The 22351-nt window shown below is 63.2% G+C and carries 21 protein-coding genes; 12 read left to right on the top strand and 9 right to left on the bottom strand.

All coding sequences use genetic code 11. From position 1 onward, the window contains the following. Positions 1-92: 92 nt before the first annotated feature. The gene (locus DIE22_RS36990; RefSeq protein ID WP_124502064.1) at positions 93-1013 is read right to left on the bottom strand and encodes a LysR family transcriptional regulator; all 921 of its coding nucleotides are present in this window, start codon (positions 1011-1013) and stop codon (positions 93-95) included. A 236-nt stretch (positions 1014-1249) separates the two neighbouring features. Between DIE22_RS36990 and DIE22_RS36985 the strand changes: the two genes are divergently transcribed. The 10 genes from DIE22_RS36985 to lhpI all read left to right on the top strand — a co-directional run bounded on the left by DIE22_RS36985 (position 1250) and on the right by lhpI (position 12084). Continuing rightward, a complete protein-coding gene (locus DIE22_RS36985; RefSeq protein WP_124607462.1) occupies positions 1250-2200 on the top strand; it encodes a ketopantoate reductase family protein in 951 nt (316 codons plus the stop codon). Further along, complete coding sequence (locus tag DIE22_RS36980; RefSeq protein WP_124502058.1) at positions 2197-2589, top strand: VOC family protein; 393 nt, start codon at positions 2197-2199, stop codon at positions 2587-2589. The genes DIE22_RS36985 and DIE22_RS36980 overlap by 4 nt, the downstream gene beginning before the upstream one ends. A 2-nt stretch (positions 2590-2591) precedes the next feature. Next, positions 2592-3050 carry a MaoC family dehydratase gene (locus DIE22_RS36975; protein ID WP_124502057.1) on the top strand — a complete coding sequence of 153 codons (459 nt, stop codon included), beginning with the start codon at positions 2592-2594 and terminating at the stop codon, positions 3048-3050. After that, positions 3050-4276 (top strand): CaiB/BaiF CoA-transferase family protein, encoded by a 1227-nt coding sequence (locus DIE22_RS36970; RefSeq protein WP_124607461.1) that lies wholly within the window; start codon positions 3050-3052, stop codon positions 4274-4276. Before DIE22_RS36975 ends, DIE22_RS36970 begins: the two co-directional genes overlap by 1 nt. Beyond that, positions 4269-5102, top strand: coding sequence for a shikimate dehydrogenase (gene aroE / locus DIE22_RS36965; RefSeq protein WP_124607466.1), 834 nt, complete (start codon positions 4269-4271; stop codon positions 5100-5102). The genes DIE22_RS36970 and aroE overlap by 8 nt, the downstream gene beginning before the upstream one ends. Before the next feature lie 689 nt (positions 5103-5791). Beyond that, positions 5792-6931: a branched-chain amino acid ABC transporter substrate-binding protein gene (locus DIE22_RS36960; protein ID WP_311767763.1), complete on the top strand. Its 1140-nt coding sequence runs from the start codon at positions 5792-5794 to the stop codon at positions 6929-6931. A 132-nt stretch (positions 6932-7063) separates the two neighbouring features. Next, positions 7064-8200, top strand: a complete 1137-nt coding sequence (locus DIE22_RS36955) for a porin (RefSeq protein WP_124607464.1) — start codon at positions 7064-7066, stop codon at positions 8198-8200. Positions 8201-8474: 274 nt separating this feature from the next. Next, entirely contained in the window at positions 8475-9653 is a 1179-nt protein-coding gene (locus DIE22_RS36950; protein WP_124607460.1) for a branched-chain amino acid ABC transporter substrate-binding protein, read from the top strand. Positions 9654-9868: 215 nt separating this feature from the next. Next, complete coding sequence (locus DIE22_RS36945; RefSeq protein ID WP_124607459.1) at positions 9869-11119, top strand: FAD-binding oxidoreductase; 1251 nt, start codon at positions 9869-9871, stop codon at positions 11117-11119. Between the two features lie 35 nt (positions 11120-11154). After that, positions 11155-12084, top strand: coding sequence for a bifunctional Delta(1)-pyrroline-2-carboxylate/Delta(1)-piperideine-2-carboxylate reductase (lhpI, locus tag DIE22_RS36940; RefSeq protein ID WP_124502053.1), 930 nt, complete (start codon positions 11155-11157; stop codon positions 12082-12084). Between the two features lie 107 nt (positions 12085-12191). Here lhpI and DIE22_RS36935 read toward each other — a convergent pair whose 3' ends face one another. From DIE22_RS36935 to DIE22_RS38440, 8 genes are all read right to left on the bottom strand, one after another. Then, positions 12192-12944 (bottom strand): FadR/GntR family transcriptional regulator, encoded by a 753-nt coding sequence (locus DIE22_RS36935; RefSeq protein WP_124502052.1) that lies wholly within the window; start codon positions 12942-12944, stop codon positions 12192-12194. 182 nt (positions 12945-13126) lie between these two features. Further along, entirely contained in the window at positions 13127-13879 is a 753-nt protein-coding gene (locus DIE22_RS36930) for an SDR family NAD(P)-dependent oxidoreductase (RefSeq protein ID WP_124607458.1), read from the bottom strand. Between the two features lie 32 nt (positions 13880-13911). Beyond that, positions 13912-14652, bottom strand: a complete 741-nt coding sequence (locus tag DIE22_RS36925; protein WP_124502050.1) for an SDR family oxidoreductase — start codon at positions 14650-14652, stop codon at positions 13912-13914. Between the two features lie 37 nt (positions 14653-14689). Then, complete coding sequence (locus DIE22_RS36920; protein ID WP_124607457.1) at positions 14690-15886, bottom strand: FAD-binding oxidoreductase; 1197 nt, start codon at positions 15884-15886, stop codon at positions 14690-14692. A gap of 37 nt (positions 15887-15923) precedes the next feature. Beyond that, entirely contained in the window at positions 15924-16754 is an 831-nt protein-coding gene (locus tag DIE22_RS36915; RefSeq protein ID WP_124607456.1) for an NAD(P)-dependent oxidoreductase, read from the bottom strand. A gap of 11 nt (positions 16755-16765) precedes the next feature. Next, positions 16766-18448 (bottom strand): hydantoinase B/oxoprolinase family protein, encoded by a 1683-nt coding sequence (locus tag DIE22_RS36910; RefSeq protein WP_124607455.1) that lies wholly within the window; start codon positions 18446-18448, stop codon positions 16766-16768. A 2-nt stretch (positions 18449-18450) separates the two neighbouring features. Beyond that, entirely contained in the window at positions 18451-20622 is a 2172-nt protein-coding gene (locus DIE22_RS36905) for a hydantoinase/oxoprolinase family protein (protein WP_260426863.1), read from the bottom strand. Between the two features lie 296 nt (positions 20623-20918). After that, a complete protein-coding gene (locus tag DIE22_RS38440; RefSeq protein ID WP_185640780.1) occupies positions 20919-21062 on the bottom strand; it encodes a hypothetical protein in 144 nt (47 codons plus the stop codon). A gap of 38 nt (positions 21063-21100) precedes the next feature. Here DIE22_RS38440 and DIE22_RS36900 point away from each other — a divergent pair, with 38 nt between their 5' ends. Further along, positions 21101-22051, top strand: a complete 951-nt coding sequence (locus DIE22_RS36900) for a branched-chain amino acid ABC transporter permease (RefSeq protein ID WP_124502046.1) — start codon at positions 21101-21103, stop codon at positions 22049-22051. 10 nt (positions 22052-22061) lie between these two features. Next, a partial coding sequence (locus DIE22_RS36895) for an ABC transporter permease subunit (RefSeq protein WP_409410211.1) occupies positions 22062-22351 on the top strand: 290 nt, incomplete at its 3' end.

Raw genomic sequence — 22351 nt, 5'->3', positions numbered from 1 at the left:
TGAACATGCCTGATTCCCTTCCTTTCCGTCGAGTTTATACACGACCTCATGGAAGGCGAAATTTCAGGGGAAGCTCACATGCTCCACACGTCCTAGATCGACCGCCCAAACAACTTGTTCACCACGCCGCGCAACCAGCGATTGCCCGCTTCGTGATGGTACCGTGCATGCCAGTGCTGTCGCACGGCGAATCCGTCGACGGGAAGCGGACAGGTGTGCACTGCCACGTCGCTCGAGTGTGCCAGCGTTTCGCCGATATGGCGCGGTAGCGTCGTGATCAGGTCCGTGCCCTGAATGATCGCGCCCAGTCCGAGGAAACCCGGCAATTCCAGCACGACCTGCCGCTCGATGCGCTCCCGTGTGAGGGCCTGCTCGAGTAGCTGTGCACCGGTCCCGCCCGCAATCGCGACGTGCCCTTCCGCGCAATACTGCTTCATGCTCAGCCGTGCGCGAATCCTCCGGTGCCGGCGACTGGCGAGGCACACCCAGTCCTGCTCGTACAACTGCTGCTGATAGATGCCGCCGGTGAGCCATGGCACATAACCGATCGCGAGATCGGCTTCCCCCGACTCCAGCGCCCGTTCCGTGTTCCCGTCGATCCTTGCCGCCTCCAGCCGGACGCCGGGCGCGTGCACACGTACATATGCCAGGATCTGCGGCAGCAACGTGATGTCGCTGGCATCGGTCATGCAGATCCGGAACCGTCGTTGCGCGGTCGCGGGATCGAATTCGATCTCCCACGCGGTGAATCGTCGCAGCGATTCGAGGATTTCCCGGCAGGGGCCGATCAGCGCGTCGGCCTGCGGCGTTGGCGCCATGCCGCCCGACGTGCGAATGAACAACGGATCGTGCAGGCATTCGCGCAGACGCCCGAGCCAGATACTGATGGTCGGCTGGCTCTGCCCGAGCTGCTCCGCGACGCGCGTCACGTTGCGCGTGTCGTACAGCAGGTCGAAGAGTTGCAGCAGCTTCAGATCGGGCAGGTCGGTCGGCAGCATCACATTATTGTCCATTGCAATGACGTCATTGTAGTCATTGAATTGCGAAAATAAGTGGCGGCGCCTATCTTGCGGCCATGCACCGGCCTTGTACGCAACCGACGTGCAATGCAGGAGGCCGGCGCGGCAGCGAACGCGCGAACCGCTCACACCGGGATCGGGCCGGACGCCGCAACGCTGGATTACGTCGACATCGGGTCGACCGAAACGCAAGCGACCAGGGCAGGCGCCCCGGTCGACAGGAGACATCATTGAAAATCGCAATTCTGGGGGCCGGCGCGCTGGGTTGCGCGATCGGTGCCACGCTCACCGAGGGCGGCCATGAAACCTGGCTGATCGCCCGATCGCCCGAACACGTCGCCACGATGCGCGACAACGGCTTGCGCGTCGACGATAGTCGCGGCTCGCGTCAGGTTCGCGTTCGCGCCACAACGCAGGCAACCGAAGCCGGCGTCGCGGAACTGGTGATCGTCCTCGTGAAATCGTTCCACACCGACGCGGCAATCCGCGGCGCGCGCACACTGATCGGCCCGGACACGCTCGTGCTGTCGTTGCAGAACGGCCTCGGGCATGAAGACATCCTGGCCGACGCGGTCGGCCGCGAACGCGTGCTTGCCGGCAAGACCTATGTGGGGGGCGTGTTGCGCGCCGCCGGGCATATCGAGTCCGGCGTGGTCGGCAAGCCGACCTACATCGGCGAACTCGACGGCCGTATCACGGCACGCGTGCAGGCGATCGCGGATGCGTTCAATGCCGCCGGGCTCGCGACGACGGTCAGCGACAACATCGTCGGCACGATGTGGGACAAGCTGCTGGTCAACGTCGCGACCGGCGCGCTGACGGGCATCACCGGATTGACCTACGGCCAACTCTACGACGAGCCGCGGTTGAAGGCGACGTCGCTCGCGGCGGTTGCGGAAGCCGTCGCGACCGCACGGGCGGCCGGCGTGACGCTGTCGATCACCGACCCCGCGCAGGCCTGGACGCTGGCGGCCGAGGGACTGCCGGCCGCATTCAAGACTTCGATGCTGCAGAGCATCGAGAAGGGCTCGATCACCGAAATCGACTTCATCAACGGTTCGGTCGTCCGCTACGGCGAGCGCCATGGCGTGCCGACGCCCGTCAATGCCACGCTCGTCGCCTGCATCAAGGGAATCGAACGCGCGATGGCCGAGCGCCGGCATCCGGGAGCCGCGGCATGAGCGCAACGAACGCCTATCTCGAACACGTGGCCGTCTGGGTGAAGGACATCCGCTGGCACATCCGGTTCTTCGAGGACGTGCTCGGCATGACGATGCGCGAGGTGGACGGCACGCCCGACGCACCCCGGCAATACTGGACCCTCGGCGGCCTGCAGTTCATCCACGCACCGGAACACGACGGCCCGGAAGGCCGGCTCGCGCACCTCGGCGTGATGTGCGAGGACCTGGAAGCGGCGCTGGCTGCCGCACAACGATTCGGCGTGACCCCAATGCCGCAGGGCCGCAACTGGATCCGGCTGCCCGACGGCCTGGCTGTCGAGCTGATCCAGGCAAAACCCGCGTCATGCGTTGCGCAGGCGCTGGCCATCGATCCGCGGGCGGAGGCATGACCATGACGATCGTCGAAAAATACTGGGACGATGCGCGTGAAGGCGACGCATGCGTGAGTCCGAGCTACACCGTGACGCGCGAGCGCATTCTCGCGTATGCCGACCTCACCGGCGACCACACGCCGGTGCACGTCGACGAGGACTATGCGAACGCCAGCCACTTCGGCTGCATCGTCGCGCACGGTCTGTTCGGACTCTCGATTGCCGATGGCCTCAAGACGCAGAGCGATTACCGCTTCGTGCCGGGCATGTCGCTCGGCTGGACCTGGGACTTCCTGCTGCCGATCCGGGTCGACGACGTGCTGCGCGTGCAATTCCGTGTGGGCGCGATGCGCGCGAGCAACAGCCGTCCGGGCTGGGGCATCGTCGTGCTGCCGTCGGATCTGGTCAATCAGCATGATCAGTTGGTTCAACGCGGCGAGCATCGCCTGATGGTGCCGCGCCGGCCGGGAGCATATTGATGCAAGCTCGTCCCCTGGAAGGCCTGCGCGTCGTCGACTACAGCCACTTCCTCGCCGGCCCCTACGTCGGGCGCTGCCTCGCCGCGCTGGGCGCCGAAGTGATCAAGGTCGAGCGCCCCGGCAGCGGCGACGCCGGCCGCCAGCACGCAACCGTGCTGGACGACCAGCAAAGCGGTTATTTCCTGCAGCTCAACATGGGCAAGCGCGGTGTCAGCGTCGACATGAAGAACCCGCGCGGCAAGGCGTTCATGCAGCGACTGTGCGATTCGGCTGACGTCTTCGTCGAAAACTACCGGCCCGGCGCGCTGGACCGGCTCGGACTCGGGTATGCCGACCTGTCCGCCCGCAACCCGGGGCTGGTCTACTGCTCGATCTCCGCATACGGCCATACCGGACCGGATGCGCATCGGGCGGGTTTCGGGCTGATCGCCGAAGCCAGAAGCGGCATCATGCAGATGGTCGGCACGCCGGGCGAGCGCCCGCCGCTGCTGCGCATCTCGCTCGGCGACATGTACACCGGCATTCATGCGGTCGCGGCGATCAACGCCGCGCTGCTGGGACGCGCGAAGAGCGGCCGCGGCCAGCATATCGACATGGCGCTGTACGACACGCTGGTATCGATGCACGAATACGCGGTGCAGTGCTACACGCTGCAGGGCGTGCTGCCCGAGCAGACCGGCCACGATATGCCCACGTCGACGCTTTACGGCGTGTTCCGCGCGGCCGACGGCGATCTCGTGATCGCCGCGCAGGTGGATGACGCGTGGAAGCGCTTCGCCGCACTCGTCGAAGCACACGGCGGCCAGGCAGGCTTCGGCGACGATCCGCGCTTTCATGACAGCGTGGGCCGCAATGCGTATCGCACGGACATTCTGGCGGTCGTCGAGCCGTGGGTCGCGGAGCGGCCGGTTGCAATGCTGCTGGCGCTGCTCGACGGCATCGACGTGCCGTGCGCGAAGGTGCAGCGTATCGACGAGGTGCTGGCTGACCCGCAGACCCATGCGCGGGGGATGGTCGTCGAGCAGCAGCATCCGCGCTACGGCACGCTGCGCCTGCCTAACCTGCCATTCCGTTTCTCCGATTGCGACACGACGATTCGCGATGTCGCGCCCGACCTCGGGCAGCACAACGCAGACATCGCGCGTTCGCTCGGCTTTGCCGCGGCCGAGATCGCCGCGATGCAGGCCGACGGCGTTCTCTATTCGAAGCGAGCCCATGATGACTGACCAGTATGCGGTGATCGGCAACCCGATCGGACATACCAAATCGCCGCTCATTCACGGCCTGTTTGCCCAGGAAACGCAGCAGGACATGCGCTATGCGGCGATCGAGGGGCCGGTCGAGCCGCCGGAAGGATTCGAACAGGTCGTGCGCACGTTTGCGTCGGGGGGCGGGAAGGGCTTGAACGTCACCGCGCCGTTCAAGCTTGCGGCCTTTGCGATGGCGGACGAGTGCAGCGAGCGCGCGACACTGGCGGGTGCGGCCAACACGCTGAAGTTCGACGAAGGACGGATGCTTGCCGACAACTTCGACGGGATCGGGCTGGTTCGAGACATCGAAGTCAATCTCGGCCTGCCGTTGGCCGGCAAGCGCGTGCTGCTGCTCGGCTCCGGCGGCGCGGCGCGTGGCGCGGTGCAGCCGTTCCTGGCGGCCCGTCCCGCCAAACTGGTCGTGGCGAACCGCGACGTCGCCAAAGCGCAGGCGCTGGCATCACGGGTCGCCGGACACGGCGCCATCGCCGTGTGCGGATACGCGGAGCTTGCGCGGATGGGGCGCTTCGATTTGGTGGTCAACGCGACGTCGGCCAGCCTGACCGGCGATCTTCCGCCGGTGCCGCCGGGTGTGTTCGGTCCGGACGGTACCGCATACGAATTGGCTTACGGCAAAGGCCTGACGCCGTTCCTGCGACTTGCGAGGCAGGCCGGCGTGCTCGGCGTGGCGGATGGCGTCGGCATGCTGGTCGAGCAGGCAGCCGAGGCCTTCGCGTGGTGGCGAGGCGTGCGCCCGCGAACGGGCGCGGCGATCGACCGGCTGACCGTGCCGCTCGATTGAAGGCAATGTGGGTGTGAACGAAGCCGATCCTGATGTAGCACGGCATCGATCGAAGCATGTTTCGAGTCGGTTGCGCTTGCCGGTGATCCATATCTGAGATGGAAGGGCGGCTGTCGCCCGCGTCGCCCTGCATTTCCAATGCGATGCGCGGCCGTTATTGCATGCGGGCGGCGATCGCGTTCGCCCGGCGCTCAGGACTCGGCGATTCCTGGTATCCGGAAACCGCTCGCTCGGAAGTTGCCGCTGATTGCACATGATCCGTCGCTGCCCGGCGGGCGACGACGGATCGCCCGCGTTGCCCCGCCATTTCCTACTCGTTCCCTGTCAATTCCGATCCCCGTTGCGAGGCATGGTCGGGCGATGCCCTTTCTCGGCGTAGCAGCGCGCGGTGCACGTATTCCAATGCTGGACGGACATCGAACGGCATGGAAAACCCTGTCTCGCGGATTATTTTGAGCCGTTGACATATGACGTCTCACCTAATACCTTGACGCCTGAGCTGCTTGCGCGGCTCGATGTCGGTGTTTCATTCAACGCGATTTTTGCCGCCCGCTAGGGCGCTGCAACGCCGTCCGGCCCCGTCGTGCCGCCAGGTTTGTATGACGAATGGCAATGACCCGGCAGCGTCGGCCTATTTACATTCACTGAGGTGTCAAATGAAGATCTCGTTTTCCGTCAAGCAGGCTTCAATGGCGACGACGCTCGTCGTCACGGGCCTGACATTCGGCGGCCTTGCACATGCCGCTGACGTTGCGATCGGGTTTGCCGCGCCGTTGACCGGGGCATCGGCACACTACGGAGCGGATCTGAAGCGGGGCGTCGAACTCGCTATCGACGACGCGAACGCGAAGAAACTCGTGATCGGTGGTCAGCCCGTTCGCTTTACGGTGGACGCCGAGGATGATCAGGGTGACCCGCGGACCGGATCGCAAGTCGCGCAGAAGCTCGTCGACGCCAAGGTCGCCGGTGTTGTCGGACACTTCAACTCGGGAACCAGCGTGCCGGCTTCACGCATCTACTACAACGCCGGGATACCGATGGTTTCGCCGACGGCGACCAATCCGACGCTGACGTCGCAGGGCTTCAGCACCGTGTTTCGCGTGACGAACTCGGATGCGCAGATGGGGCAGCTCGCGGGTCATTCCGCTGTCGAAGCGCTCAAGGGCAAGAGTATTGCCGTGATGGACGATCGCACGTCGTTTGGCCAGGGCATGGCCGACGAATTCGTCAAGGGCGTGAAGGCGGCGGGCGGAACGGTCATCGACCGAGAGTTCACTACCGACAAAGCAGTGGATTTCCGCGCGCAGCTGACGCGAATCAAGTCCTTCAATCCGGACGTGATCTTCTGGGGCGGTCTTGATCAGCAGGCCGGCATGGTGATGAAGCAGATGCGCCAGCTGGGTATCCGGGCGACGCTGCTGGGCGGCGGCAGCTTCGAGAACGACACGTTCCTGAAGGTGGCCGGCAACAGCGCGGAGGGCGCGGTGTCTTGGGACTACGGCGTGCCGCTGACCAGGCTGAAGTCCGGCAAGGCGTTCGACCAGAAGATGAAAGCCAAATACAACGAAGGCGTCGTTGCCTATTCGCCTTCCGCCTACGACGCAACGTGGGTGCTGATCAATGCGATGCAGAAGGCAAATTCGACCGATCCGAAGGTCTATGCACCGTTCATCAAGTCGGTTTCGTTCGAGGGTGTGTCGGGGAACATCGCATTCATGCCGAACGGAGACATGAAGGATCCTGCCGCGACCTTTTACAAGGTGATCGGCGGAAAGTGGGTGCCTCAGGCGATCGCCTACGGCGACAAGGTCGAGCCGATCAAGAACTGACGGGAACGGCATCGTGAAGCGCGCTTCGCAATGGCGGCGCGGCGCGGCGCGGCGCGGCACGAGCCGAAGCCGCCGTCGTCGGAGCAAATGACCAGGACACGATACGAACTAAACAGGGGTTTGGAAGAGAAAATGAGGAATCCATATTTTAAGATCGCGGTAATTTCCGCGGGCATGATGGCGGCGCATGCCCATGCGCAAAGCACGGTCACGTTATACGGCATCGTCGACACGGGCCTGATGTACGTCCATAACAGCGGCGGGAAGTCGACACAGCTGATGATGGCAAGCGGAACGGAATCGGGGTCGCGGTGGGGTTTGAAGGGCAGTGAAGAACTGGGCGGCGGACTGAAGGCGATCTACCAGATCGAGAACGGCTTCAACTCGACGTCGGGACGCCTCGGCCAAGGTGGCCGCATGTTCGGTCGCCAGGCATACGTCGGTCTATCCGATGCAGGCGGCTGGGGCTCGGTTACGCTGGGCCGCCAGTACGATCCGCTGATCGATCTCGTGCAACCGGTGCAGGGTGACAACTACCTCGGCGGATTCTTCTCGTCGCCGGGCGATATCGACAATGCCGATAACAGCGTGCGCGTCAACAACGCGATCAAATGGTCGAGCCCGATCTGGTCAGGGCTGCAATTCTCCGCGATGTATTCGTTTGGTGGCGTAGCCGGTGCGACCGGGTCCGGCCAGACGTACAGCGGCGCGGCTGCGTACACCAACGGGCCGCTCGCGGTCGCGGCTGGCTTCCTGCATGTCGACAACGGTAATGGCTCGGCCGCCCAGCGCGCGAATACATCTGCCGATTCCCTGTTCAACAGCAGCGTCAACGCGGCATATGCTTCCGCGCGTTCGGTCAACATTGCGCGAGCGGGTGGCCGATATGCGCTGGGGGCATTCACGCTGGGTGGCTATTACAGCTATTCGCAGTACAACCCCGATGCCTCGTCGGCGTTCGGCCGATCCGAGAAATACCACAACGGCTCGGTATACGGCGTGTGGCAAGCCAGCCCGGCGCTGCTGGCCGAGGTCGGCTACAACTACCTGCGTTCGCTGGGCGATTCGTCAGCCAAGTATCACCAGTTCAGCGTGGGTGCCGACTACAACGTCAGCAAGCGCACGGACATCTATACGGTCGCGTCCTACGGGCACGCGACAGGCCAGAGCGGCGCCGGCGCAGCCCAGGCAGTGATCGGGTCCATGGATATCGATGCCGGAAAGAGCGCTCAGGTCATCGTGACGGTTGGCCTCCGGCACCGGTTCTGACCTGTTTCGAGCGACGTGCTCCAGGAGCGATTGAACGGCTCCCGAACGACTGAAGCGGGAGCCGCTCTTGATGATTGCATGGGGGTTTCTCATGCCTTGGCATATGACGTCTCACTTAATACGTTGAATGTAGTCGCCTTAGCCTGACACCGCGACCCCGCGGCGATTTCACTGTCGATTTCACGGGGATGTTTCGATCGATTGATGGCCTGTTGCGATCGTCCGTCGCAGGGCTTGCCCGGATCGAGCCACTCCAGAACCGTTGAGGTATCACATGAAGACCACGCTGTTGTTCAAGCCCTTCTTGCTCGCCATGTCGCTGGCGGCCGGAGTTCTCGTATCGGCTCCCGGCGCTTATGCCGGAGATGTGGCCATTGGCCTTGCGGCGGGACTGACCGGTCCGTCGGCGCACTACGGGGAGGACATCAAACGCGGCGCTCAACTCGCCATCGAGGACGCCAATTCCAGGAAACTGGTCATCGGCGGGCAGCCGATTCGCTTCGTCCTGCAGGTCGAGGACGATCAGGGCGACCCTCGCATCGGCGCGCAGGTGGCGCAGAAGCTCGTGGACGCACACGTGGCCGGCGTGGTCGGGCACTTCAATTCAGGGACGAGCATTCCTGCCTCGCGGATCTATAACGATGCGCGCATTCCGATGGTATCGCCCGCCGCGACCAATCCGACGCTCACCTCGCAAGGCTTCCCCAATGTCTTCCGATTGATCAATTCCGATGCGCAGATGGGGCAACTGGCCGGGCGCTTCGCCGTCGAATCGTTGAAGAGCAAGAGCATCGCGGTGATCGATGACCGCACGGCTTTCGGGCAGGGTATTGCCGACGAATTCGTGAAGGGCGTGCAGAAGGCGGGAGGAAAGATCGCCATGCGCGAATATACGACCGACAAGGCAGTCGATTTCCGGGCGCAGCTGACTCATATCAAGTCGGTCAGCCCGGACGTCGTTTTCTGGGCCGGCCTCGACCAGCAGGCGGCAACGATCGCAAAACAGATGCGCGCGCTGGGTATCAAAACCGTGCTGCTGGGCGGCGGTAGCTTCCAGAACGACACCTTCCTCCAGGTGGCCGGGCCGCAGGCGTCGGAGGGTGCATTGTCGTGGGGATATGGCGCACCGCTCGATGCGTCGAAAAACGGCAAGCAGTTCGATGACCGGATGAAATCCAAATTCGGTCATGGCGTGGTCGCATTTGCCCCGAACGCTTATGACGCAACGTGGGTCTTGATTCGAGCGATGCAGAAAGCGAATTCGACCGATCCGAAGGTTTATGCCGGCGAAATCAAGTCGGTCGCCTTTCCGGGGATCACCGGCGATGTGGCGTTCTTGCCGAACGGTGATCTGAAGGACCCGGGCGCCACGCTGTACAAGGTCGAACAAGGCAAATGGACACCGGTTGCCACGACCAATGGCGACAAGATCGAACCCATCAAGGCCAATTGAGCATCGGGTGTCCGTGAAGCGCTCGGCGCGGGACCGACGTTGCGGTTCCGCGCGCCTGCTTCATGATCGGCCTCGCGATACGACAACAGATACGAAGACAGTCGCTGGTCAGCCGCGGCTGCGCGTCTCGTGTATCGGCAGGCTCCCCGTTCAGGCGGCCGGACGATGTCGCTGGTCGCCCCAACGTGCATGGCGCGCCGCGCCGGAAGGATCGCATGGAAGAAGTCATCGTTATCGGAGCGGGTGTCATTGGCTGCTCCGCCGCGCTTAATCTGGCTCGTCTCGGATTCAGGGTTCATGTCGTCGACGGTTCGACGCCGGGTTCCGGCTGCTCCTTCGGGAATGCCGGAATCATTGCTGTCGATCATGTTGCGCCGCTTGCGAGTCCGCAAACGGTCGCCGGGATTCCGCGCATGCTGTTCCAGCCGAACGGCCCGCTACGTCTGAATGCGCGGGGACTGCCGCGCATGGCTTCCTGGATGCTCGCTTTCGCTGCGCAATCGATGCCGTCCAGTTACCGGCGCAATACCGAAGCGCTTGCCAGTCTCGTTACCGCCGCTGCGCCGGCATGGCAACGCCTGATTCAATCGCGTGTGTTGCCGTACGATCTGTATCGGGACATCGGTTCGCTTTACGTCTTCGAGCGTCCTGAGAAGCCCGAGGCGCGGCGCCGGCATCTGGAGATCCTCGACCGCTATCACGTCGATTACACGGAACTCTCCGCCGACCGCGTGCGGGCGGAATATCTGCCGGGCCTCACGCGAGCGATCAGTCATGCCCGTTATTTTCCCGGCATGGCTTCGGTCGCGAATCCGCTGCGTGTCGTTCACACCCTCTTCGATGCGGCTCGTTCCGCTGGCGCGACGTTCGCACAGGCGCACGTCGCGCATGTCGAGCCGCTGCCTGACGGCCGCGTCGGCGTGCACGCCGGTGGAAACGTGATGGCGGCGAACAAGGTGCTGATCGCCGCCGGCGCTCGCAGTGCCGAACTGACCGGCAAACTCGGGACGACGATCCCGCTGACCAGCGAACGCGGCTATCACGTCGATCTGCACGAGCCGGCGGCCGATTGCCTGAGGGTCCCCGTCAGTTTTGTCGAGCGAGGCTTCACCTGCAACCCGATGGAGAACGGCATACGGCTGGCCGGCACCGTCGAACTCGGTGCCGACGACGGGCCGGACTGGAAAAGGGCAGACATGTTGGTGAGCCAGTTCGCGAGCCTGTTCCCCGATCTGAATTCCCCGCGGATGTCGAGCCGATGGTATGGGGACCGACCGACGCTTCCCGATTACCTGCCCATGATCGACGCGTTGCCGACGGCCCGCAACGTATTCGTTGCGACAGGCCACCAGCATCTCGGCCTCACGCTTGCGCCGCTGACCGGTGAACTGGTCGCGCAGCTGATCGCCGGCAATGCGACGTCCATTGACCTGAATCCATTCGGCGCGAATCGCTTCAAGCGGTAACGGTTCACATTAAACGTTTCGAGGAGAGCAACACGATGAATGACATTCCCGTATTTGGAAGCGGCGCGACAGCGGCACTGCTGGATTTCGGCGCGCTTGTGGATGCATTGGAGGCGGCTGGTCGCGAGCTCGACGAAGGGCGTATCCACTGCCCGGTTCGAATCGGTGTGCCATTGCGGCAAGAAGGGACCTTCCAGTCGATGCCGGCCAGTGCCGACGATCTGGCGATCCACAAGCTGGTGAGCGTGAACCCGTCCAATCTCGCAAAGGGATTGCCCACGATTTTTGGCCTGGTCACGGTATGTGATGGAGGAACCGGTGAGCCGCGATTCGTACTCGACGGCCCAACGCTCACCGGCCGCCGTACCGCGGCATTGTCGATGCTCGGCGTGCGGCGCCTGCATCCGGGGACGCCGACATCGTTCCTGGTCGTCGGTACCGGCGTTCAGGCCCGGTATCATGCCGCTGCGATCGCTGCGCTGTATCCCGGTGCGCGCTTGTACGTGAAGGGAATCGATGCATCGGCCGAGCGCAGCTTTTGCGAGTCGGTAGAACGCGAGGGCGTGATGGCGATTCGCGCGGAAGGGGGCGTGCCCGCCGACATCGACACGGTCATCACGATGACGACGAGCAAGACGCCCGTATACGACGAGGAAGCGAGAGCCGACCGGCTCGTCATTGGTGCAGGCTCTGCCACGCCTGACGCCGCTGAACTGTCGCCGAGGACGATTCGTGGCAGCGCGCTGTTCGTCGACAACCTCGCTGGTGCGCGTTCCGAAGCCGGTGATTTCCTGCAGGCCGATGTCGACTGGTCGCAGGTCACATCGATCGGGTCGATCGATCCGGCCAGTGTGCTGCGCGGTACTCCCGTTCTGTTCAAGACGGTCGGTTGCGGCGCCTGGGATCTCGCTGCATGCCGGGTCGCCCGTGACTCCTTGAGCTCGAAGGAGGCGGCCACGCACTGAGCGACTTCATCGACCGTGAATGCAACTGCAGGCCGACGACAGCATGCCTGTCGTCGGCCTGCAGCCGTGCCGGTCGATCCGATGCAGCGGAAGTGCTGCCCGACGGGTCACTCCGATCGCGCGCTCGTCAGGTTATGGTAGCGCTCGAGGCTCTCGTTGAGATGGCGCCGCATCGCGCGGCGTGCGCCGCTCTCGTCCTGGCGCTCGATGGCGTCCAGGATATCGCCGTGTTCGCGCTGAATCCGCTTGATATACGTCTTGCGCTCTTTCAGATTCGCCTTGGCGTGCTTCAAGCGCAGATCGCCGATGATCTCCTGCCCCAGGGAGCGCAGGATCGAAACGAAATGCGGGTTCTCGGAGCACGTGGCGACGGCCAGATGGAATTCGAAGTCCGCCCGCGCGCATTCGGCATCGTTGTCGATCGCGACGATCTCCATCCGCGCATACACTTCCTTGAGTGCCTTCAAATGCGGCTCGGAGCGGCGCCGTGCGGCATAAGCGGCACCTTCGGTTTCGATGCCGCTGCGCAACTCGAGGACGTGCATCGAATTGTTCAGCGTCGCCGAGTCGATGAAATTCAGTTCCGATGCCTGATCGGTTTCATCTGCGACGAACACGCCAACGCCATGGCGGGCGATCAGGCGGCGTCCGAGCTTGAGCGACGCGACTGCTTCGCGAATGACGGTACGACTCACGCCGAATTCCGAACACAGCTCCGGTTCGGTCGGCATTTTGGAGCCCTTCGGATATTCACCGCGATCGATTTTGTCGCTCAGCGCCTGAATGACGAGTTCGGTCAGGCTGCGTCGCCGCCCGGAACTGGCGGCATTCTTGAGGAGAGTTTCAGCGTCCAGAGACATTCCGTGTGCCCCACACAGGATAGGATGGCTCTGCAATTGTCGGATGCAGGCATACCGCGCCGGCGCCCGGTTATCTGTGTGACCTGCGCCGTATGACATATTATGACTTTAGCATACTCGCGGGTACGCCCGCGCTCGCCTCGCGGACAAGGGCGAGGCGAGCGCAGGTTTGTTGATCTACGTCACGCGTAGATATAGCCGCCACTGACGATCACGTTCTCGCCGGTCGCGTAGGTATTGCGGCTGCTTGCCATCATCACGACCCATTGCGCGATTTCCTCGGGTTCGGCCGCGCGGCCGAGCGGGTTGGCTGCAGCCAGCTCACCGAGGAAACCAAGCTTTTTCGCGCGGTCGGTAGCAAAGCCTGCCGGCGCGACGGAGTTGACCAGGATGCCATCCTTCGCGACCTCCTCGGCGAACGATCTGGTGAGACTGACGACAGCCGCCTTCGTGGCAGCATAGTGTCCATTTTGCGGATGCGCCTTGAACGCGTCGACCGACGTGATGTTCACGATGCGGCCAGCCACGTGAGCTTCGACCTTCGGCCGTGTGCGCATATGCTCGATCGCGGCGACCATCATGTGATAGGTGCCTTTGATGTTGACCGCGTTTTCAAGATCCCATTCGTCGTCCGAAATTTCGAGCAGCGGGCGGCGCGGATAGATCGCCGCGCTGTTGACGAGGCAATCCACGCGTCCCAACGCTTCCAGCGCCTGGCCGAACACGGCATGCGCCGAGTCTTTGCGCGTGATGTCGCCTTCAGCGCCGAATACCCGATGACCGTCCGCCCTCAGGGTGCGGACGGTTTCATCGAGCAGCGGGCCGTTCTTGTCGACGAGTGCGATGCACTCCGCGCCGTCGGCGAGCATCAATTTGGCGACCGACAGGCCAAGGCCCGAGGCGCCGCCCACGATGACAACACGTTGATTTTTCATGATTGGTGATTCTCCGTTCCTAAAGACGGTGACTAGCTGACCGACACGATTTGCGAACCGCCCGCGGCCTGGTCGGTCGGGAACACTTCCATTCTCGACACGTCGACACAGTCGGGAAGGGCGATGGCCGTCGCGATCAGTTCGGCGATGTGTTCCGGCTGAATCGAGCGGTACGCGTCGTAGAGCTTTTCGTTTGCGCCGGCTTCGCCGAGCGCGGTGCGATACAGGCTCGTCTGGACGCGGCCCGGCGCGATTTCGGTCACGCGAACCTTGCTGCCGAGCAGGTCGCAGCGCAGCGAGTCGCAGAACATGCTGATTGCGGCTTTAGTTGCGCCATACACCGCGGTGTTCGGGTGCGGAAAGCGGCCGGCGCTGGAGCCGATGAAGAACAGGTGACCACGCTTTCGCTTGAGCATGCCGTCAAGGGCCATCTGCGCGATGCGCAGCGGCGCACGCAGATTGACGTCGATCATGCGGTCGATGTCGGCCGCCGCGCATTCGTCGAACCTGGCGATGGCCGGCAACAGCCCGGCGTTGTTGACGACGACGTCGATTTCCACGCGTTCGAACAGTGCCTGCAGCGGCGACGTGTCCTGCAAGTCGACGGTGATCGGCGTCGCGCCGAATTCCTGCGCCAGCGCATCGAGTGCGGTGGCGTCCCGTCCGAGTGCATAGACTTTCAGGCCGTCCGCGGCAAGCCGGCGGGCGATTGCGCGTCCGATGCCGCTCGATGCACCGGTGACGAGCGCGGTTTGGTACGGCTGAGCATTCATGGTGTTGCCTTTCGTTGTGCGGTGTATCGGGGTGGCCTCAGATCACGCCTTCCTCGAGGAACGGTCGATTCTCGACGACGCGGTCGTAACCGAGCGGCGAGAGATCGAGCGAGCGGTACTCGCCGTATGTGATCAACTCGCTGAGACCGCGGCCGACTGCCGGCGCCTGTTGCAGTCCATGGCCGCTGAAGCCGTTGGCGAACAGGAAATTCGTGACTTCCGGATGCGGTCCGACGATTGCATTGTGGTCGAGTACGCAGAAATCGTAGTGTCCCGCCCACGAATTCACGACCTTGATCGCTTCAAACGCCGGGATCCGCTCGGCGAGTGCCGGCCAGATGATCTCGTCGAACTCCGAATGCACGACGTCGAAGTCGTTGACGTCGGCAAGCGGGTCAGGATCGGGATAGCAGCCCGTCAGATAGTATTGCCCTTCCGGGCGGAAGAAGATGCCCGTTGTGTCGATCGTGAGCGGCACGGTGCCCGCGAGCGGCGTGCGGCAGTCGAACACGAACAGGCATCGCTTGCGCGGCTCGACCGGAATCTCCAGGCCAGCGAGGCGAGCCATCGCCGGCCCGCGTGTGCCGGCGGCGTTCACCATCAGGCCGCATCCGATCGTCTCGCCGCTCTTCAGCTTGATGCCGGTGATGCGCGAGCCTTCGCGAACGAGATCGACCACCTCGTTTTCGATGTACTCGATGCCGAGCGAGCGCGCCTTGCGGCGCATGCCCTGCAGCAGGCCATAGCTGTCGAACCAGCCTTCGCCGCTTTGCCCGTACACGCCGTTGACGAGCTGGTCTGTGTTGAGCCACGGGAAGCGGGCCTTGAGCTGTTCGGGATCGAGCAGCACGACGTCCGCGCCATTCTCGCGCTGCGTCTTGTAGTTGCGCTCGAACATCGGCGCACCGGCCGCATCGCCGAGATACAGATAGCCGTTTTCCTTGAAACCGAGTTCCGGTGCATCACCGTCGACTTCGACGAGTTCGTGGAACCGGCGGATGAACTCGGTGCCGAACTGCGAGATCTTGATGTTCAGCGGATTCGAGAACTGCTGACGAATCGACGCGCTCGACAAGGCCGTCGCGGACTGCGCGTACGTCCAGTCGCGTTCGACGACGAGCACCGATCCCTTGAAGTCGGGATTCTTCGCGAGGAAATAGGCTGTTGCGCTCCCGACGACCGCGCCGCCCACGATGACGACGTCGTAGTGCGTCTTTGCTGCTTGCTGTGCCATCTCTTTGCCTTTCAAAAGTATCGTGCCGGGCCGGCGCTCAGTCGACCTTGGGATCCTCGAAGTGCCCGTCGGCCGCGAACTGGCCGCCCTGGAAGCGCACCGCCGGATGGCGCGGGTCGGGCACGACCGTATTCGCATAGACTTCCGCGCGGTAGACGTCGGCCGCGTCCTTCGGGCGATAGCCGAGGTAGGCGGCCTGCGTGTTGTCCCAGAAGTTCGCGCTGTTGTTCGAGTTGCCGTACACGATCATGTGGCCGACACTCGGCGTCATCAGCGACTGGACGCACAGATGCGAGAAGTCATCGTAGGAAAGCCAGGTGGCAAGCATGCGGCGATCGACGGGCTTCGGGAAGCATGAGCCGATCCGCAGGCAAACCGATTCGATGCCGAACTTGTCGAAGTAGTAGCGCGACAGGTTCTCGACGAACGTCTTGCTGACGCCATACAGGCTGTCCGGACGCTGCGGCACGTTCGAGTCGATCGTCTGCGTGCATTCGTAGAAGCCGATCGCATGCACCGAGCTCGCGTAGATCACGCGCTTCACGCCGGCCTGGCGTGCGCCTTCGTAGATGTTGTAACTGCCGACGATGTTCGAGTCGAGAATGACCTGGAACGTGTTCTCGCGCGGTGCGCCGCCCATGTGGATGACCATGTCGACGCCTTTCAGCATCTCGAACACGGCGTCGCGATCGGCCAAGTCACAAATGAAGTGCTTTTCGTTCTCCCGTGCCTCGCCGAGCGATTGGCGGGCGTTCAGGCTGAGCGTCTCCGCATAGGGGCGCAGCGAGTCGCGCAGGACGGAACCGAGCGCGCCGCCGGCGCCCGTGATCAGGATGTTCTTGAACGGCGGTTTGGTGATGTTGGTCATGTCGCGGGTCCTTATCGGGTGGCCGACGCGTTCAGTGCGTCGAGCGTGATGCCGTAGTCGTCGCGCAGTTGCGCTTCGGAGATGTATTCGTTGCGGATGTCGCGCAGCAGCTCTTCCTTGCTGCGTTGTTCCGGGGCGCCGACACCGCCGCCACCTGGCAGCGACAGCACGACACGCTGGTACTCGGCAACTGCCTGCGTGCCCTTGCCCTTCATCCTGGTGCCGTCGGACAGCGTTACCTGTCCGGCTGCACCTGATTTCCCGCCTGCGTGGCCGCGCGCGGGATGATCGATGCGGTCGAACATCGCATTGAAGCGGAATTCGTAACCGGTACGCGGTCCGATTTCCACGATCTGACCGAGGCCGCCGCGGTGTTTGCCCGCGCCGCCCGATCCCGAGCGCATTTCCTTGCGCCACACGACGATCGGGCCGACCTGTTCGGTCGCCTCGACCGACATCGCGTGAACGCCGCTCGGAAACGCGGTTGCCGAGAGGCCATCGAGTTCGGCGCGCGCACCGGTTCCGCCGCTGTTGAACATCAGGATTTCGGCGCCCTTGAGCTCGGAAGCCTCGCTCACGGGGCGGGCACTGACGTGGAGGTTCCAAAGTGCACCGGCGCCTTCAGTCGGCACGCGATTCGGCAGAATCTTGTCGAGTGCGCCGAGCACCAGATCCGGAACGAAGTGGCCAAGCACATGCCGTACGGCCACCGGGCTCGGTCGCTGTGCATTCAGGATGCAACCGGCAGGCGCTTGCACACGGAACGGTTCGAGCGAAGCTGCATTGTTGGGGACCTCGGGCGCGATGATGCATTTCAGCCCGTAGCACGCATAGGCCTTCGCGTACAGCAGCGGGACGTTGATGCCGAAAGGACTTGCGGGCGACGATCCGGCGAAGTCGGCGAGCAGGTGATCGTCGGCGACCGTCAGCGTGACGTTCAGCTTGACAGGCGTGTCATAGCCGTCGAGCGTCATCTCGTTGGTCTGCGTGCCCTTCGGAAGGGCGGCGATCCGTTCGAGCGTCGCTTCGCGGCTGCGCGCGAGAATGAACTCGCCGATACCCTCGACGTCGGCGAGGTCGAACTCCCGCAGCATCTCGAGCAGACGCTTGTGCCCTGTCTCGTTGCACGATGCAAGCGCATAGAGATCGCCGACGACCTTGTCGGCTTCACGAACGTTGTTGCGAATGATGTTGACGAGGTCCCGGTTGACTTCGCCACGTTCGATCAGCTTCATGATCGGCACGAACAGACCTTCTTCGTAGACTTCGCGCGAATCGGGGCCGAACCCGCGTCCGCCGATGTCCACCACGTGCGCGGTGCTTGCGAAATAGCCGATCAGTTCGCCGTCGAGAAACGACGGGGATACGACCGTGAAGTCGTGCAGGTGCCCGGTGCCCCGCCACGGGTCGTTGGTCAGGTAGACGTCGCCTTCATACATGCGCTCGACGCCGATCTCCTTCATGAAGTGTTCGACGGCCTCCGCCATCGTGTTGACGTGACCTGGCGTGCCGGTGACCGCCTGCGCGAGCATGCGGCCGCGCTTGTCGAAAATGCCTGCCGACAGATCGCCCGCCTCGCGTACGCTGGTGCTGAATGCGGTGCGGATCAGGGCCATCGCCTGTTCCTCGACGACGGAGATCAAGCGGTTCCACATGACCTGCATGTGGATCGTATCGATATTGTTGAGAGACATGGTTACTCCTGATTCGCGGTGGCAGCGGTCAATTCTTTCGACGTGACGAGAAGGCAACCGTCGGGCTGCACAGTCGCGTTGAACGAGGACGTGACGAGGGTCGAGGTCTCCGGTTCGACGATGATGGCCGGACCGACGACGGTTTCGCCCACGCGCAGCGAGCTGCGCTCGACGATGGCGGCCTCGACGGATCGATGCAGTGCCGCATCGAAGATCTGGCGCGTCTGCGGCGTGCCGACCGGATCGAGCCCTTCGACCAGTTTCAGTCGTTCGACCGGGGGGAGCGGCGAGCTTGCCTTCACGGCCCAACTGACGATCTCGATATCCAGTCCGTCGATCGGACGGCCGAAGAATTGCGTATAGGCTTTCGTGAACAGCTCGGCAAACGTGGCGCGATCTTCCGCGTCGAATCGGCGATAGGGAATCGCGATGGGGATTTCCCAGCCTTGGCCGACGTACCGCATGAACGCCTTCACCTCGACCACCGGCTCCATGTCGCCCGATCCCTGGCGCGCGAAATGGTTCGCTTCGGTGCTGAGTTGCTCGACGATCTCGTTGAGTACGTCGGCATCGAAATCGTTGAACCGCATGCTTGCGCTTCGGACGCTTTCATAGCCGAAGGGAGCACGCAGAAAGCCGATCGCCGAGCCCACGCCGGCGCCGGGCGGCACGACGAACTTCTTGATGCCGCTCTTCTCGCACAGCCGCGCGGCGTGCAGCGGGCCGGCTCCGCCGAACGTGATCATCGTGTAGTCGCCAATGTCCTTGCCGCTTTCGACCGCGTGCACGCGCGCGGCGTTGCTCATGTTTTCGTCGACGACTTCCGCCACGCCGTATGCGGCTTCCTCGGGGTTGAGCGACAGCGCGGCGCCGACGTCGTCGAGCATGGCACGAGACGCGTTGTCGACCGACAACGGGATGGAGCCGCCAGCGAAGTTGTTCGGATCGAGTCGGCCGAGCAGAAGATCGGCGTCGGTGACGGTCGGTTGCATGCCGCCGCGCTGGTAACACGCGGGGCCCGGCTCCGATGCGGCGCTGTGCGGGCCGACGCGGATCTGGCGCATCACGTCGAGCGACGCGATCGAACCGCCGCCCGCACCGATTTCGACCATCTCGACGACCGGGATCGAGATCGGCATGCCGCTGCCTTTCTTGAAACGATAGGTCCGCGCGACTTCGAACGTGTTGGCGGTCTTGGGCGTGAAGTCGTCGATCAGGCAGATCTTGGCGGTCGTGCCGCCCATGTCGAACGACAGTACGGTGTCGAGCCCGTATTGCGCGGCGATATGCGCGGCGAAGATCGCGCCGCCGGCCGGGCCGGATTCGACGAGACGCACCGGGAACTCCGATGCGCTTTCGATCGATACGATGCCGCCGCCGGAGTGAATGATGAAGATCGGGCACACGGCGCCGGCGGCGCGGACCTGACCCAGCAGGCGGTCCAGATACGATTTCATGATCGGGCGCACGTATGCGTTCGCGCAAACCGTGTTGAAGCGTTCGAACTCGCGAATCTGCGGCGACACTTCGCTCGAGATCGACACCGACACGTTCGGCAGCCGCTTCTCGAGCGCGTTGCGCATCATGCGCTCGTGAACGCCGTTGACGTACGCATGAATGAAGCCGATAGCGATGCTTTCGTATCCGCCTTGCTCGATGCGATCCGCGACGCGGTCGATCTGTGCCTCGGTCGGGGCCAGCAGGACGCCACCTTGTGCATCGATGCGCTCGCTCAACGTGAAGCGGTCGCAGCGCTCGATGAGCGGCGGCGGAAGCTTGATGTTCAGGTCGTATTGCTCGAACCGGTTTTCGGTCCGCATCTCGATGGTGTCACGGAAGCCTTCCGTCGTGATGAAGGCTGTTTTCGCTCCGCGTCGCTCGATGAGCGCGTTCGTGGCGAGCGTCGTGCCGTGAATGATGACGCCGATGTCCTTCAGCTCGATGCCGGCCTTGCTCGCGACAATGCCGACGCCTTTGATGATCGCGCGTTCGGGCGCTGTGTAATCCGTAAGGACCTTGGTGGAAAAGAGCTTCCCACCGAGTTCGAGCGCGACATCGGTAAAGGTCCCGCCGATATCTACGCCGACTCGTGCCTTGTCGTGACTGGCCACCATGACTCTCCTGTTTAAACCATTGCATGCGCCCGGCATGTGCGGGGCGGATTCGCGATTCACGAACAGCGGATTGTGGGGAGGGCGCGAAGGATGCCCATCACGATCCTTGCCGGCTCGGCACCTGATCTCAAGCGGGTACGGAACCGATGTTTTTTGCTCGTTGACATATGATGAGTGACGTCTTACAGTGCTGTCAACAGAGACAAATTAATTTTCGTCTTCCACGTTCCGGTGTGTCCCGGATTTATTGTCTAAGTTATTGTTTATACGTGATATTTTGTTGTCTCGTTCCACTGGGTGATGTCCGGTGTCAACGTCTGGATGTAACTATACGCGACGCGCAAAATTTGCAAAAACTATTTTTTTCGGGGATTTTTGAGGGCGGCGCGGAAGGTGTCGCGGTTCGGCGGCAGCGGCCATTTCGGCCGTTCTGAAGGCGTGCCGTCGGGAAGCGGCGCGCATTGCGTCGTCATGCCAGCGATGGGTGCTGGTCGGTTCATTCAATTTGCCTCAGCGAGTGGGGCGTTATGGAGTGTCGGTGGATATTTTCGTTCAGCAGATTCTCAATGGGCTGGTGCTCGGCAGCGTGTACGCCATCATCGCGTTGGGCTACACGATGGTGTACGGCATTCTCGGCATCATCAACTTCGCGCATGCGGACGTGATGATGGTTGGTGCGATGGTCGCCTTGTCGGCGATCACCGTGCTGCAGAACCACTTCCCCGGACTCGGCAACATCGCCACGCTGACGATCGGCCTCGTTATCGCCGCGGCCGTGTGCGCATTCCTTGGCTTCACGATCGAGCGCGTCGCGTACCGGCCGCTGCGTCGCGCGCCCAAGCTCGCCCCGCTGATCACCGCGATCGGCGTGTCGATCCTGCTGCAGACGGCCGCGATGATCATCTGGTCGCGCAACCCGCTGCCGTTCCCGCAATTGATGTCGACCGATCCGATCAACGTGATCAAGCCGACCGACACGACGCCGGGCGCCGTGATCTCGCTGACCGAGATCGTGATCATGGCCGTCGCCTTCGTCGTCATGGGGAGCCTTCTGCTGCTCGTGCACAAGACCAGGCTCGGCCGCGCGATGCGCGCGATCGCGGAGAATCCGAACAATGCGAGCCTGATGGGCGTGAACCCGAACTTCGTGATCTCCGCGACCTTCGTGATCGGGTCGATGCTTGCCGCGGTGGCCGGCGTGATGATCGCATCCGAATACGGCAACGTGCACTTCTACATGGGCTTCATCCCTGGCCTGAAGGCGTTCACGGCGGCGGTGCTCGGCGGGATCGGCAACCTCGGCGGCGCGATGGTCGGTGGCCTGGTACTCGGTCTGATCGAGCAGTTGGGGGCCGGCTACATCGGTGATATCACCGGCGGTGTATTCGGCAGCAACTACCAGGACGTGTTCGCGTTCATCGTGCTGATCATCGTGCTGGTGTTCCGTCCGTCCGGTTTGCTGGGCGAACGTGTTGCCGATCGTGCTTAAGGAGACTGATGTGAATTCGACTCAACCGATCGAAACCCCGATGACCCTCGTCGAAGAGCGCAACACCGCCAAGACCGTCATCATCGGCATCCTGACCGCGGTCTTCGTGATCGCCGCGCCGATCATCATCGGCTCGGCCGGCGGCAACTACTGGGTCCGCGTGCTCGACTTCGCGATGCTGTACGTGATGCTCGCGCTGGGCCTGAACGTGGTGGTCGGCTTTGCCGGCCTGCTCGACCTCGGCTACATCGCGTTCTACGCGGTGGGCGCGTACACGGCGGCATTGCTGAGCTCGCCGCA

The organism is Burkholderia sp. Bp9142 (assembly GCF_003853415.1).
GTDB lineage: Bacteria > Pseudomonadota > Gammaproteobacteria > Burkholderiales > Burkholderiaceae > Burkholderia.
This window is presented reverse-complemented; position numbering and strand designations above follow the sequence as displayed.